At 64.9% G+C, this 14,138-nt stretch carries 15 protein-coding genes and 1 tRNA gene; 4 read left to right on the forward strand and 12 right to left on the reverse strand.

The window, feature by feature from the left end; genetic code table 11:
• Positions 1-67: 67 nt before the first annotated feature.
• Positions 68-1,135 carry a cytochrome-c peroxidase gene (locus BLS85_RS04470; protein ID WP_092782739.1) on the reverse strand — a complete coding sequence of 356 codons (1,068 nt, stop codon included), beginning with the start codon at positions 1,133-1,135 and terminating at the stop codon, positions 68-70.
• A gap of 192 nt (positions 1,136-1,327) precedes the next feature.
• Between BLS85_RS04470 and BLS85_RS04475 the strand changes: the two genes are divergently transcribed.
• From BLS85_RS04475 to BLS85_RS04485, 3 genes are all read left to right on the forward strand, one after another.
• Positions 1,328-1,981, forward strand: coding sequence for a J domain-containing protein (locus tag BLS85_RS04475; protein ID WP_092782742.1), 654 nt, complete (start codon positions 1,328-1,330; stop codon positions 1,979-1,981).
• A gap of 129 nt (positions 1,982-2,110) precedes the next feature.
• Positions 2,111-3,097 carry a cobaltochelatase subunit CobS gene (gene cobS / locus BLS85_RS04480; protein ID WP_092782745.1) on the forward strand — a complete coding sequence of 329 codons (987 nt, stop codon included), beginning with the start codon at positions 2,111-2,113 and terminating at the stop codon, positions 3,095-3,097.
• A 110-nt stretch (positions 3,098-3,207) separates the two neighbouring features.
• Positions 3,208-3,284: transfer RNA gene (locus tag BLS85_RS04485), tRNA-His, on the forward strand.
• Positions 3,285-3,307: 23 nt separating this feature from the next.
• Here BLS85_RS04485 and BLS85_RS04490 read toward each other — a convergent pair.
• From BLS85_RS04490 to BLS85_RS04540, 11 genes are all read right to left on the reverse strand, one after another.
• Complete coding sequence (locus BLS85_RS04490) at positions 3,308-3,898, reverse strand: GNAT family N-acetyltransferase (RefSeq protein WP_092782748.1); 591 nt, start codon at positions 3,896-3,898, stop codon at positions 3,308-3,310.
• A 33-nt stretch (positions 3,899-3,931) separates the two neighbouring features.
• The gene (locus BLS85_RS04495) at positions 3,932-4,309 is read right to left on the reverse strand and encodes a helix-turn-helix domain-containing protein (RefSeq protein ID WP_092782751.1); all 378 of its coding nucleotides are present in this window, start codon (positions 4,307-4,309) and stop codon (positions 3,932-3,934) included.
• Between the two features lie 121 nt (positions 4,310-4,430).
• A complete protein-coding gene (locus BLS85_RS04500) occupies positions 4,431-6,116 on the reverse strand; it encodes an AIPR family protein (protein WP_176793365.1) in 1,686 nt (561 codons plus the stop codon).
• A gap of 70 nt (positions 6,117-6,186) precedes the next feature.
• Positions 6,187-6,861, reverse strand: coding sequence for an HD domain-containing protein (locus BLS85_RS04505; RefSeq protein ID WP_092782757.1), 675 nt, complete (start codon positions 6,859-6,861; stop codon positions 6,187-6,189).
• 13 nt (positions 6,862-6,874) lie between these two features.
• Positions 6,875-8,209 (reverse strand): MFS transporter, encoded by a 1,335-nt coding sequence (locus tag BLS85_RS04510; protein WP_092782759.1) that lies wholly within the window; start codon positions 8,207-8,209, stop codon positions 6,875-6,877.
• 23 nt (positions 8,210-8,232) lie between these two features.
• Positions 8,233-9,153, reverse strand: coding sequence for a type 1 glutamine amidotransferase (locus BLS85_RS04515; protein WP_245699075.1), 921 nt, complete (start codon positions 9,151-9,153; stop codon positions 8,233-8,235).
• A 78-nt stretch (positions 9,154-9,231) separates the two neighbouring features.
• On the reverse strand, positions 9,232-9,630 hold the full coding sequence (locus tag BLS85_RS04520; RefSeq protein ID WP_092782762.1) for a DUF1491 family protein: 399 nt from the start codon (positions 9,628-9,630) through the stop codon (positions 9,232-9,234).
• A 7-nt stretch (positions 9,631-9,637) separates the two neighbouring features.
• Complete coding sequence (locus tag BLS85_RS04525; protein ID WP_176793367.1) at positions 9,638-10,045, reverse strand: cyclic nucleotide-binding domain-containing protein; 408 nt, start codon at positions 10,043-10,045, stop codon at positions 9,638-9,640.
• A gap of 156 nt (positions 10,046-10,201) precedes the next feature.
• Positions 10,202-10,393 (reverse strand): PLDc N-terminal domain-containing protein, encoded by a 192-nt coding sequence (locus tag BLS85_RS04530; protein ID WP_092782768.1) that lies wholly within the window; start codon positions 10,391-10,393, stop codon positions 10,202-10,204.
• A 296-nt stretch (positions 10,394-10,689) separates the two neighbouring features.
• The gene (locus BLS85_RS04535; protein WP_092782771.1) at positions 10,690-11,352 is read right to left on the reverse strand and encodes a bactofilin family protein; all 663 of its coding nucleotides are present in this window, start codon (positions 11,350-11,352) and stop codon (positions 10,690-10,692) included.
• A 95-nt stretch (positions 11,353-11,447) separates the two neighbouring features.
• Complete coding sequence (locus BLS85_RS04540) at positions 11,448-12,122, reverse strand: EI24 domain-containing protein (RefSeq protein ID WP_092782774.1); 675 nt, start codon at positions 12,120-12,122, stop codon at positions 11,448-11,450.
• A gap of 476 nt (positions 12,123-12,598) precedes the next feature.
• Between BLS85_RS04540 and BLS85_RS04545 the strand changes: the two genes are divergently transcribed.
• A complete protein-coding gene (locus BLS85_RS04545; RefSeq protein ID WP_092782777.1) occupies positions 12,599-14,062 on the forward strand; it encodes a polyhydroxyalkanoate depolymerase in 1,464 nt (487 codons plus the stop codon).
• The last annotated feature ends 76 nt before the right edge of the window (positions 14,063-14,138 follow it).

The following is a 14,138-nucleotide window of genomic DNA, read 5'->3' on the forward strand; positions in this document are numbered from 1 at the left end:
CCCGCCCCACAGATCTCCGCCCCGGTGTGCTCCCGGTTTCGGTATCGAACGGGTCCGGAACGCCGGTCTATTGGTCGGTCATCGGTGTCGGACGCGGTGTATTGGCGGTGCTGGGAGGCAACTGCGGCACCTCCACGTCGGGCATTTCGCCGGTCAGGGTCTTCAGGAAGGCGACGATGTCGTCGATCTGCTGATCATTCAACTCCTCGCCGAGCTGGGAAACCCCCATGACGGCGACCGCCTGACGTAGGTCCCACACCCGGCCGGCATGGAAGTAGGGTTCGGTCAGGGCGACGTTGCGCAGGGTGGGCGCACGGAACACGTACTCGTCGGTGGCCGTCTCGGTCACGGCGAAGCGGCCCTTGTCCTCCAGCGGCAGGATGTCGGCCCCCGGCTGCTCAATGACGCCGAAGGGGTAGTACGCCTGACCGCCGATGTTCACACCCGCATGGCAGGAGGCACAGCCGGTGTCGATGAACGTCACGAGGCCGCGCTTTTCTTGGGCGGTCAGGGCGTTCGGGTTGCCTTCCAGGTACTGGTCGAAGGGAGACGCGGGGGTGATCAGCGTGGCCTCGAACGCCTCGATGGCGCGCGCGAGATTGTCGAAGGTGACCGGATCGACCACGTTCGGGAAGGCGCGCTGGAAGTGATCCACATATTCGGGCATCGACTGCAGCGTCTGGACCACCAGATCGGGCTTGCTGTTCATTTCCACGCCGGCCTGGATCGGCCCCTTGGCCTGTTCCCTCAGGTCGGCGGCGCGGCCGTCCCAGAACTGGGCGATGTTGAGCACCGCGTTGTAGACCGTCGGTGAGTTGCGCGGTCCGGCCTGCCAGCCATGGCCGATCGACGTCTCAAGGTTGTCGTCCCCACCCATGGCCAGGTTGTGGCAGGTGTTGCAGGACAACAGATGACTGGACGACAGGCGCGGATCGAAGAACAGCATCCGCCCCAGTTCGATCTTCTCCTTGGTCACCGCATTGTCGTCGACCGCCGGGACCACATGTGGAATGGGGTCGAACAGAGCGTTGGCGTCCTCCATCAGAGTGGTGTCGTCGACGCCCTGCGCCTGAACGCCAGCCGTCATGATCACGGGAACAGACGCCAGGGCAAGCGCCGCTATCAAGGTCCTCATCGGTGATTCCTTTCCAGAGTCCTGGTACCGGTGAAGCGGGCCGGCCCCGAAGCTGGCCTGCCGCCCCTTCAGTTCTGTAATTATAATAGTTCTAAACCAAATGCATTGATTTACCTCAAAACCCGTGCGGACATAGGATCGCCTGCGCCGCCCACGCTTGCCACGCCTCCGGTCGGGCACCATAGTGGGGGGATGGTCGCACACGGACGGAAGACCGGCGCTCGGAGCGCCACCACCGCCCGCCGCCGCCGGCCCGACCCGCGGTTCGATCCGGATGACTTCGCCGGACTGGGACTGGGCGAGGGGGCCGCGACGGCGCCCGCAACCCCCGTGTGCGACATGCCCGGCTGCACCAAGCCGGGCGAGTACCGCGCGCCCAAGGACCGCAGCCTGGGCAGCTACTATCACTTCTGCCTGGAGCATGTGCGGGCTTACAATAAGGCCTGGAATTATTACGCGGACATGAGCCCGGAGGAGATCGAGGCCCAGGTGCGCACCTCGACCATCTGGGACCGCCCGACGTGGCGCATGGGCGGCGGCGGGCCACGCCGCATCGATCCGGCGGCGCTGGACGATCCGCTGGGCGTGTTCGAGGCCGCCCGTCAGGCCGAGGACCGGCGGGCGCGCGAGGCGGCCTCGCCCTTCACCCGCGATAGCCAGGAGGCGCGGGCGTTGCGCGTGCTGGACCTGGACTGGCCGGTCAGCCGCGAGGAGCTGCGCGCCCGCTATCTGACCCTGGTCAAGCGCCACCACCCGGACGCCAACAACGGCGACAAGCAGGCCGAGGAGCGCTTCAAGAAGGTCAGTGAGGCTTATCGGGTGCTTCTGGCGGCGCTGGACGGGTGACCTTGGCTCCAGGACCGAGGCGCGCGCGGGTCTCTTGACCGCCCGACCCGCGAAAGCCGTTTTCACGGCCGCGCTGTTTGCAGTAGTCTCCGCCCGACCTTCGAGACACCTGACACACGAGGACCCCTGATGGATATCCCCGCCGAGCCCCCCCTTGCGACGCCCGACACCACGGTCTCGGTGCGCGAGGCCTTCGGCATCAATGCGGACATGCAGGTGCCCGCGTTCTCGCGCAAGAGCGAGCATGTCCCCGACCTGGACACCAACTACCGCTTCGACCGCGACACGACGCTGGCGATTCTGGCCGGATTCGCCCACAACCGGCGGGTCATGATCCAGGGCTACCACGGCACCGGCAAGTCCACCCACATCGAGCAGGTGGCCGCTCGTCTCAACTGGCCGTGCATCCGGGTGAACCTGGACAGCCACGTCAGCCGCATCGACCTGGTCGGCAAGGACGCCATCGTGCTGCGCGACGGCCTGCAGGTGACCGAGTTCCGCGAGGGCATTCTGCCGTGGGCGTTGCAGCACGCCTGCGCCCTGGTATTCGACGAGTACGACGCCGGCCGCCCCGACGTGATGTTCGTGATCCAGCGCGTGCTGGAGGTCGAGGGCCGCCTGACCCTGCTGGACCAGAACAAGGTGATCCGGCCGCACCCGTCGTTCCGCCTGTTCTCCACCGCCAACACGGTGGGCCTGGGCGACACCACCGGCCTCTATCACGGCACCCAGCAGATCAACCAGGGCCAGATGGACCGCTGGAACATCGTCGCCACCCTGAACTACCTGGAGCACGACGCCGAGGTCGAGATCTCCGCCGCCAAGCGCCCGGAGTACGACAATGCGGAGGGCCGCAAGCTGCTCGGCCAGATGGTGGCGGTCGCCGACCTGACCCGGAACGGCTTCATCAGCGGCGACATCTCCACCGTCATGAGCCCGCGCACGGTGCTGACCTGGGCCGAGAACGCCACCATCTTCGGCGATGTCGCCTTTGCCTTCCGGGTGACGTTCCTCAACAAGTGCGACGAGACCGAACGGCCGCTGATCGCCGAGTACTACCAGCGCTGCCTGGGCGCCGAGTTGAAGGAAAGCGCGGTCAACCTGACGGTGGCGTAAGAGGGCCGTTCGGCGATCTTGACGGCGGCGGGCGTTTGAGCTATCCACCGCGTTCCCTCGCTGGCCGGAACCGGCGCGCCCGGCGCGTCCCCTTCGGCCCGAAGGTGATGGCGGGTATAGCTCAGTTGGTTAGAGCGCTTGGTTGTGGTCCAAGAGGTCGTCGGTTCAAATCCGACTACTCGCCCCATTTCCCCTGACCGTCGGCGCCAATCACCGCAGCGGCCGGCCCCAGAACATCATCGGCTTCGGGCTCTCCTCCGCTTCGTCCAGGTCGCGCCACGTGAAGGTGGCGCGCACGCGCGGCAGCGGCGCGTATCCGCGTCGACGCCAGAACCCGTCGAGCGGCGCGTAGTCCTCCGGCCGGCGCGGATGATCCAGCGGCCGCACCACGGCGCAGAACACCGCCAGCGTGTGGCCGAGCGCGCGGGCATGAGCCTCGCGGTGTTCGAAGAAGCGCAAACCGATGCCCTGCCCGCGATAGGCCGGCTCCAGCACCGATTCGCCCAGATAGAACGTGGTCGCCACGTCGATGCCCGCCTCGGTCACGGCGGCGCGGATGTCCTCGGGCTCGCCCGACAGAGGAACCCCGGTCGCCGCGCCGACGATCCGCTCGCCGTCCAGCGCGGCCACCAACAGCCCGCCCGGCGTCTTGGCGTAGGTGCGCAGGTAGCCTTTCTCGTACTCTTCTTCGCCGTCGTAGAGGTACGGAAAGTCGCGGAACACCGACATGCGCAGTCGCGCCAGATCAGGCAGCGCGGCCTCCAGGTCGGCTCCGGTCAGGGGGCGCAGGGTGATGGGCATGAAGCCCCCTTGATGGTCAGCGTGTTCGGGTGATCAGGCCGCCGACGCGGGGCCATGGCCGATCAAGACATCCGCCGGGATCCCCAGGTGGTCGCGCAGGGCGCGGATCATGGGTACGGTCAGGTCCCGCCGGCCGGCCAACACGTCCTCGGCCCGGGCCTGTCCGCCCAACAGAGGCGCCAGATCGTCCAGGGTCAACCCCTGCTGCTCCATGCGGAAGCGGATCGCGGCCAGGGGCTCGGGCGGGGCCATGGGGATATGCCGATCCTCCCAGTCCTCGACCAGGGCCGCAAGCACGGTGAGTTCATCGTCGTCGGCCGGGGTGTCCGCCGCCATCAGATGCTCGATCCGCGCCAGGGCGGCCCGGTGGTCGGCGTCGGTGCGGATCGGATGGACGGTCACGGGCGGCATCAGATGGTCTCCGCGTCGATGCGGTCATACTCGGCATGTGTCCCGACGAACCGAATGTAGATGATTCCAGCGGAAATGTGTTGCAATGGTTGACCTAGCTCGCAACAATTCAGGTGTCGACTCAGTCCTTGCCGCGCAATATAGAGCGTTTTATGTCTTGACACTTTTTGTTGTTCTTAAAAAGAGTTTGTATATAGGCGCCGGGAAAATCTGCATTAATTGTGGTTTCTGTTTGATCGATAACGCGTTCCGTTAGAGCGCTGATGCTACAAGAATCGACTTTCTCGGAAAAAGACGGGTCATCGACGCCGCTAGTTTCCAACTTCTGCATAACAATGTGTGGTATAAACCTATTTCCGTGCGTCAATATTTGCTTTGTTTTATGATCAATGTCGTCGGCTTTCTTAGTTCTGATTATATCTTCGATAATTCGGAGCAGCTTCACAACATTCCACATTTTTGACCCAGTTAGCCCGTCATTAAACAAAGAAACGTATGCTGGTGAATCTAGATCTTCCCATATCTTCCCAATCTCCCTTTTTGCTTGTACACACAGGGTAACATCGTGTTGGAAACAGACAAGCGCTACAGTCGCCTCTACTAATCCAAATTGATTCTTACCCCTTGGCTCTCCTTCTCCTTGCCGGAATTCATACTCTATCTCATCAATAAGCAACTCATTTCTGAGTCTTTCATGAGTTGGGTCTAGGGCAACGAAATTCCGTGCGTCTACCCGATTCTGCGTATTGGTTGCTCTTGTAACATCCATCGCAAAATTGTCAGGGCAGTTTTCGAGAGAAATGATTTTGATTGGAACCCTTGCGTGATCAAGGGAGGAGCTGTCAGTAGCAGATATTTCCTTCAGGACACCCAAAGTCTGAGCGCCATTTACAATTTGAAAATCAATGCACTCAAAAGTTTTTGACGTCCGCGACGAGCCGCCTGCAGGTTTTTTTATAACGGTTGAGCTTAAGGCGGTAATTCCATTATTCAAGTACCAAAAATATTGCGGACCATTCTGTAGTGATTGAGCAATGCTTGAATTGACGTTTGTGTTTCCGCCCAGGAAAGATCTTATGTTCTTGGAGAATATCTTGTTTCCGTGCTTTGCTCCCCAGCTCGCAACGTCAGAAGCGGCGACCTGTCCGTAGTATGCTTGAAACGGCTCGGTGATACAGCCCCACTCAAATATTGTTACATCAACATTTATTGGGCTACCCCTTCCTCCTTGGGATACTATTGAGTATAAATTGTCCTGTTTAAATAATGTAAATGACATTATTTCTCCCGTGTCATTCACTTCATTGACGGCGTCATCGATAATTCTGCGAGAGTGTTTACTCAGGTCACTCTTACTGCTGCACGCTACTACTAATGCAATCTTCCGGGCCTCGTTTATCGCTAAGTCTATTGACCTTCTTCGGTCTTTGACCTTTTTATTGAATCTACCAAAATGAGCATTCAAGAGATCTTTGACCCCTTGAACAAACTTCTGAACCTCACCGACTTCCAGGGTTTTATCTTCGTTAGCAGACCATTTGGCTTGGCAAATATAGAGCACCTTGTCACCGGAGGAGTAATAGAGCGCATCAATTCCATTATCGTCGTACCCATCTACAACAGATTTGCAGGCTGCTACTGGCTCTACGTCCGCCTCTGCCGCAATAGAAAGCGCTGCAAGTGCGCGTGAAATCGAGGCTTTTTCTTTTTCTTCTTTGCCCTTAGAAAGTACATCTGATATATCGACATGCGGAATATAGTTTTTTTCTAAGTGCGCGCGGATTTGGCGAATCTGTACGATACCCATAACATCCTCTCTATGCATTTCCAAATCATAACAAGGCCAAGAACAGTGCCCGACTTCCCCAAAGTACCCCCTACCGCCGCTCCAGCGCGAGTCTAGCACCGATGGCCTCGAACGTCTCCAGGTAGAGGCGTTCGGCGTCGCGCGACGGCAGCGGGGTCAGGGTCAGGTCTGGCCAGGGTTTCTCCTTGATTCCCAGAAGGCCGCGCACCTCCCCGGGCTGAAATCCGGCCAGTTGCACCGCCTCCGTCGCCCCCGCGATCAGGTCGGCGCGCTTGATCAGGGCCTTGCGCTCCACGTCCAGGCGGCTGGGCAGGCCGAAGCGCACATGCACGGCGACCATCAGGCGGTCCTCGACCTCCTTGAAGACATCGCCGACCACCGCCTTCAGCGGCGTGATGAGGTCGTGGGTGACGTACTCCGAGGCATCGTGGAGCAACGCGGCCAGTTCCAGTTCGGTGTCGCGCCGGGGCGCGATCAGACGGCGGACGAGGTCCACCACCAACACGGAATGCTGTGCCACCGACCAGGCGTGAGCGCCGGAGGTCTGGCCGTTCCAGCGCGTGTTGCGGGCCAGCCCGAGGGCGATGTCGCCGATCTCGATGTCCATTGGCGACGGGTCGAGCAGGTTCAGCCGCCGGCCCGACAGCATGCGCTGCCACGTCCGCGGCGCGTGCGAGGCCAGCCGGGCGTGCGTCTCCGGCCGGGTCGGCGGCGGCGGCGCGGGGGCGCGGGAACGGCGGGTCATGGCCGGCTCTTCCTCACGCCGCCTGAACGGCCTCGTCGGTCGGCGCGTCGTTCGCCGGGTCCGGCGGGGCGTCGAAGTCGAAGCACAGTTGGCCGTCCTCCTCGTCGTCCGGCAGCATGGTATAGGCCACGGCGGTCATGCGCGGCACCATCTGCACCGGCGCCTGCTCCTCCATCGGCACCGATTCCCGGACCATCAGGCGCATCCAGGTGAAGGCCGCCACAACGACGCCGACGCCGACCACCAGAACGAACAACCCGGACGGCCCCATCAGGTCCATCAGCACCGAGGCGATGATCGGTCCGGCCACCGCGCCGACGCTGTAGGCCAGCAGCAGGCCGCCGCTCGCCGGCACCAGGTCCTGCGGGTCGATCCAGTCGTTGGCCAGGGCGATGGCCAGCGGATACAGGGTGCTGGCCAAGGCACCGAACAGGGCCGCCAGCCCCAGCAGGCCGAGCACCGAGGCCCAGTCGCTCATGTCTAGCAGGTCGCCCATCGCCAGCGCCACGAGTCCGGCACTGGTCGCGGCCATGGCCAGACTGACGACGATGATGACCGGGCGGCGGTCGAAACGGTCGGAGATCCAGCCCAGCGGCCATTGCAGCACCAGCCCGCCCAGGATGACCGCCGACATGAACGCCGCCGTGCTCGACAGGTCCAGCCCCATGTTTCGGGCGAACAGCGGCCCCACGCCGTAGAACGCGCCCAGGGCCAGCCCTGAGCCCAGGCAACCCATGACCCCGGTGGGCGAGATCTGGAACAGGCGGACGATCCCGAACCGGCGCGGCGTCGGCAGCGCCGGTCCCGGCATCCGGGTCAGCGCCACCGGCACCAGCGCCATCGACATCAGGATGGAGACCAGGGCGTAGAGCACGAAACTGGTGGTCTCCCCCACCTGCAACAGGAACTGCGCCAGACCCTGCGGCAGGTAGGTGGCGATCATGTAAAGTGACAGAACGGTCCCCCGGGTCTCGCGTGTCGCCTTCTCGTTCAGCCAGCTCTCGGTGCACATCAACAGGCCGGCCATGCAGAACCCGGCGATGACGCGCAGCACACCCCATAGGATCGGATCGTTGAAATAGGCATGGGTGAGTGCCGCCGCCGAGAAGATGGAGGCCAGCGCCGAAAACGCCCGGATGTGCCCAACGCCACGGATAATGTGAATGGCGAACAGCGAGCCCAGCACCAGTCCCAGGAAATAGCCGGACATGACCAGACCGCTCACGGTCGAAGGCAGATCGGTCCCCGCCAGATTGACGCCCAGCAGGGTGCCCAGCAGACCCTGCCCCAGGAACATGATGGACACCCCGACCAACAGCGAGGCAATGGAACGAACCGTGAGCCACATGGCGGCGAAGCTCCAAGGGGGGATCAGGAACGGCGGCCGGTCACGAAGGGCCGCACCTGATGGTCGATCCAGTTGCGCACCTCGATCAGGCGCGTCACCGGATCCAGCACATCGCCGTCCACGCCAAGGCGCCACGCCAGATCGCACCGCGCCGGATCGGCGGTCAGGGCCTCCGCCTCCGTCGTGACGCGGGCCACGGCGGCCTCGTCGGCAAACAGGCCCTCGGCGACCAGCGCCCCGGCGTCGCGGGCGATCAGGCGGGCGACCTCGAACAGGTCGAACTCGGGATGATACTGGATGCCCCAGAACACGCCGTTGTCATGGCGGATCTCCGCAGCCTGGATGGGGGTCACGGCGTTTTCGGCTAGCACGCGGCAGCCCGGCGGCGGCCGGGTCACGATGTCGGTGTGAATCGCCACGGCGTCGAAGGCGGCGGGGCGCCCGCGATACAGCGGATGGTCGCGGCCGGCCTCTGTGAGGGTGATCTTGCGGGCAAGGCCGATCTCGCGGCCGCGCGGATTGGCCTCTACCGTGCCGCCGGCCGCCACGGCGGCAATCTGCAAGGCCCAGCAACTGCCGAAATACGGCGGGCCGGCCGCGAACACCGCGCGGGATAGGTCAAGCTGCCGCGTCACCCCCGGCGTCATGTCGTAGACGTTGAGCGCCGAACCGGTCCAGGCGACGGCGTCGATCTGGCTCCAGTCCAGGCCCCGGGGCAAAGACTCGCCCCCCGGGTCGGCGGGGTAGACGGTCTCGCAGCGCGAGCCAGGCGGCGCCAAGGCCCGCAGGACCTCGGCATAGAGCGCGCATCCCACCGTGCCGCCGGCCGCCTCGATGGAGCGGCGCTGATCCGCCGGGTTGCCCTCGACCACCAGGAAACGAAGGGGGGGGCCGTCCAGGGACGAGACCGAAGACAGGGACTCCCGGATGCGAGTCAGGGACACGGCGAACACCTCACCGGCGGCACGATCCGGGGCCGCGATCCCGATTGCGCCGGACGATGCCCGAGCCGGAAGGCCGGATCAAGGACGCTTTGGGCGGAACAGGGCTTCCGCTGACGCACGGGTCGGGTCGGGTTCAGGCGTCGTGTCCAGCACCGGCTCGTCGAGCGGAAAACCGGGCCGCGCCGGTTCCAGATCCAGCACCCACAGATCGGGATCGCGCGTCACGGCCCGGGCGACGGCCGCATCGGCGGCGGCCGCGTCGGCGAATCCGGGACGCCCCAGGCGCATCCAGCCGGCGCTGCCGTCGAGCCCGGTGGCCGGTGCGTACAGGTCCACCGTGCCGGACGAATCGCGCACCCGCAGCAGCAGATCGCCGGCGGTCTCGTCCCCCCGGCGGACAACGGCGGCAAATCCGCCGCCGGTCTCGATCAGTCGGAGGATGGCGCGGGCGCGCAGGCCAGCGGTCAGGCGGGCCACGGCGGCCTCACCGGATCCCCAGGATCAGGCGGACGTTTTCGGCGCTGATCGAGCGGATGATCGACGTGAAGCGTTCCAAAACCATGCGGATGACCGGATCGGTGCGGGTCAGGTGTCGCTGAAACACCTCCTTCGGCACGACCGTCAGGCGCGACGGCTCCATCGCCCGCACCGTGGCACTGCGGGGCTGGTCGTCGATCAGCGCCATCTCGCCCAGGATCGTGCCCGGCCCCTCGACGGCGATCACCACCTCGGCGGACCCGATGCGCCGGGAAATCTCCAGCCGTCCGGAGCGGATGACGTAGGCGCGGTCCCCTAGCTCGCCCTCGCGGAACAGGGTCTGTCCAGCGGCCAGTTCGATGTCCTCCTGATCCGCCAGCGCGAGGGGCGCCTGTTTCGGCTCGACGTGGGTCACGGTACCGTCTCCCGTCCGTCCGCGCTCGGCGGCAAGGCCGGCGGCGCGTGGGGCAAACTGAACGCACTCTGACAGAGAACAAACATAACTATAGGCGCGGTCTGCGGGCTTGGCCAGCCAAACGCCCCGCTTCGGGCGGGCGTTCCGTCGGCCGGCCTAGCGTTTGCGCGGTGCGCGCGGCCCCAGAAAGAACCAGGCGATCAGGCCGAGGATGGGCAGGAACACCAGGACCACCAACCATATCGCCTTGGGCAGGGGATCGGTCGAACTGCCGATGACATGCAGGCCGGCCCAAAGCACGAGAATCAAATGAATGAGGCCGAACAGGCCGATTTCCAGTCCGAACACGGGGCAATATCCTTTGCTGATACGGTTTCCGGTTCAAACGTTCGCATCCGTGGGGCGGCTGGCCGAAGGTCAGCCGGCCGGGATGTCGATGGGCGGCGGGTGCCCTTCGGTCACCCGCCCTCCCCTTGATCGCCGACACGCCGAACCAAACATCCCGGTACCGTATGAGTCCAAATTGAGGGCCTGCGGTCACCGCCGACACGGCGGACATCATCATGGCCGAAGACGGCAGGCAACACCGCTTACCCGCGTCGCGCCCCCCCCCGGGGATGAAACGGGGCGCGATGGCGGAGGGCTCAGCCCTTCTGCTCGCCGTACACGTCCATCTGGCCGCTGATCTGTCCGCCGTCCTCTATGATGATCGCGGCATAGCACACCGTTCCCTCAATGCGACCGCCGTTGCGCACGATCAGGCGCCGCTTGACGGTCAGCGTCCCCTCGAAGCGGCCGGAGATGTCGGCCTCCTCGATGGATGCCGCCCCCTTGAACAGGCCGCCCGCCGCCACCTCGATGGCCTCGGCGTCGTTCAGGTCGGCCTCGACCGTGCCCTCGACCACCAGGCGGTCGCAGGCGCTGATGTGGCCATTGAGTTGAATACCCGGGCCGACGATCAGGTTCTTGGTGTCGCCGCCTCTGGCCGACAGCCCGGCGCCGCGCGTGGTCGGCGGACCGAGCGGCGCGGGGGGTTCCACCGGCTCCGCCGCCATCGGGGCCTTCACCGCCTCCCGCCCCAGATGATCGGGCGGCTCCGGACGGAACGCGCCGGTCTGCGGCTTCACGGGCATGCCCGGTTGAAATTTCGGGGACGTGACCTGAGTTACCTCCTGCGGCTGGAAGGCGTCGGACTTGCCGCCCGGTCCGGCCTTGCCGCCTCTGCCGTCGCCGGCCTCAATCCGGTCCGTGTCGCTCGGGCCGCCGTCCGAATGACGGCCGTGCGGGGAGTTGCCGAAAATTGCCATGCGGGAAGTCCTTCATCCTAGGTGTGCCGAGCGGGCTCGGCCGAGACGAAACAGGCGGGCGCATGGGTCGGGCGCGGGCCGCCGCCTCGGCCAGATTAAGCGGTTCCAGGGTCACCCCGCAACGCCTGGACGACATGCACCATGAAGGCGGTGGCGACGACCGGTGCGAGCAGGTTGGCGACCGGCACCAGCATTAGCCCCGCGATCGCCACGCCGGCCAGCATCAGGCGGGTGCGGTGTCCCCGGCGTTCGCGCCGCAACCGGCTCCGGTCCAGGCGCCGTGCCGCGACCAGTTCGTGATACTCCCGCCCCAGCAGATAGCCGTTCAGGGCCAGATAGATCCCGAGGTTGAGCGCCGGCAGGAAGATATAGAGAGGCAGCGCCAGAAGGTTCAGTCCCACCGACACCGCCGCGAAGGAAATCGCGCCGACGATGCTTTCGCCGACCGGGATCTCCCGCGCGGCCGGCAGGGCGGGGTAGTGCCGCCGTTCCACGGCGTCGGCGATGCGTTCCAGGAACAGGCCGACGAAGATGGTGACCACGGCCGGGAAAAAGATCAGCGCCACCACCAGCGCCGCCATGCCGCCGGCCACATCGATCACCGTGTCGAGCCAGGGCGGGTCGACCACCTCGATGGCGCCCAGACCATACCACAGCGCCGCCACAAGACCGACGTAGGTTGCAATGGTCAGGGCGAGGCTGAGCAGGATGGAGTCCCGGATGCGAGGGTCTCCAAGCTGTTCGATGGCCTGGACAAAGGCGCGGATCATGGGCGGTCTCGGCGGGGCGCGGGTGAACGGATCAGAGGATGAGAAACAGCGGCCCCGACCCTACGGCAATCGCTCCTCCGACGGAAGCCGTGTGATCGACAGGCGGCTGTCGGCGCGCGGGATCCCCGACCTCCCGGGAAGGGTTTACAGACTGTGCGGGACTCCGCTCGATCTCCTTCTTTCGGAGGGGTCGGCCTGCGCCCATCGATGCAGAATCGTCATGAATCCTTCGCATGTTGGGCATGCATGGTTCGCATGCGCGGAAATTTTTGTTGCGGAACAGCAGTCCATTCAGTTACGAAATTACCCAACAGACCTGCTTGGGGCACATGATCCTGTCGCAAAGCCGTCGCCGCCGCTCGGTCAACGCGTTCGGTGAGAGTGCGCCGGGGCCGTCTCGGGACCACATGCACCGGGATGTCCCGCCGGGATACGCCCCCTGGCCCCAGGGCCAATTATGAGGGAGGACGCGCGCCGTGCTCTACCATATCCACGAATTCAATCATCATGCGATGACGCCCATGCGGATGATGGCCCAGGCCGTCAACATGCTGGCGACGAACCCGCTGCTGCCGACCAGCCATACCGGGCTGGGGCGCACCGTGGCCGCCGGCACCGACGTGTTCGAGCGCATCACCCGCAAGTATCCGAAGCCGGACTTCGGCCTCGCCGAAACGGTGGTGGATGGCCAATTGGTGGGCGTTCGCGAGCGGATCGTGGAGCACAAGCCGTTCTGCAACCTGATCCATTTCGAGCGTGACCTGCCCGAGGAGCGCGATGACCCCGCCGTTCTGGTGGTCGCCGCGCTGTCCGGGCACTATGCCACGCTGATGCGCGGCACCGTCCAGGCGCTGCTGCCGGAGCACGAGGTCTACATCACCGACTGGCTCAACGCCCGCGACGTGGCGCTGTGGCACGGCGAGTTCGACATGGCGTCCTACGTCAACTACCTGATCGAGTTCATGGAAGTGCTTGGTCCGGACACCAGCATGCTGGCGGTGTGCCAGCCCGGCGTGCCGGTGTTGTGCGCCAACGCGCTGATGTCCGAGGACGACAACCCCAACCGGCCCAATGCCATGGTGCTGATGGGCAGCCCCATCGACACCCGCATGGGCAAGACCGCCGTGAACCTGTTCGCCGAGAGCAAGGACATGTCCTGGTTCCGCCGACGCTTCATCCAAACCGTGCCGGCGCCGTACATGGGCGCGGGCCGCTCGGTCTATCCGGGGTTCCTGCAGCTTGGCGGCTTCATGGCCATGAACGTCGAGCGGCACATGGATGCCCACCGCGACTACTTCAATCATCTGGTCGAGGGTGACGGCGATTCGGCGGCGGCGCACCGCAAGTTCTATGATGAGTACCTGTCCGTCATGGACATGCCGGCGGCGTTCTACCTGGAGACCATCGAAAGGGTGTTCAAGGAACACCACCTGCCCGAGGGCCGCATGATGATCGGCGACCGTCTGGTGAAGCCGGAGGCCATCACCGACGTCGGCCTGATGACCGTCGAGGGCGAGAAGGACGACATCACCGGCCTGGGTCAGACGGAGGCCGCGCACGGCATGCTGACCGGCCTGTCGGCCAAGCATCGCGAGCACATGGTCTGCCCGGGCGTCGGCCACTACGGCATCTTCAACGGCCGGCGTTGGCGCGAGATGATCCTGCCGCGGGTCGCCACGTTCATCCGGGCCCAGCGCGCCCAGCGTGGCTTCGGTCCCAAGGCACGGTCCCAGGTGTTCGGCTCCGAGATCACGACCCTCGCGGAGGCCCGTGGCCTGGGTCAGATGGAGGTGGCCCCGGCCGCCGCGACGGCGGTCAATGGAAAGGCAGCCACTGGAAAGGGCGATGGCACGCGCGGAAAGGCCGCCGCGTCCTCCTCGAAAGGCACGAAGCGCCGGACGATCGGGGAGTCCGCGCCGGAGGCCGTCGGCGTCCACTGATCGGACGGCGGGGCGGGCCGGATCCAGGGCCGCAAGAAACGAACGTCAGGACCGGGCGGGAGGGCCACTCCCGCCC

The organism is Rhodospira trueperi (assembly GCF_900101965.1).
In the GTDB taxonomy this organism is placed as follows: domain Bacteria; phylum Pseudomonadota; class Alphaproteobacteria; order Rhodospirillales; family Rhodospirillaceae; genus Rhodospira; species Rhodospira trueperi.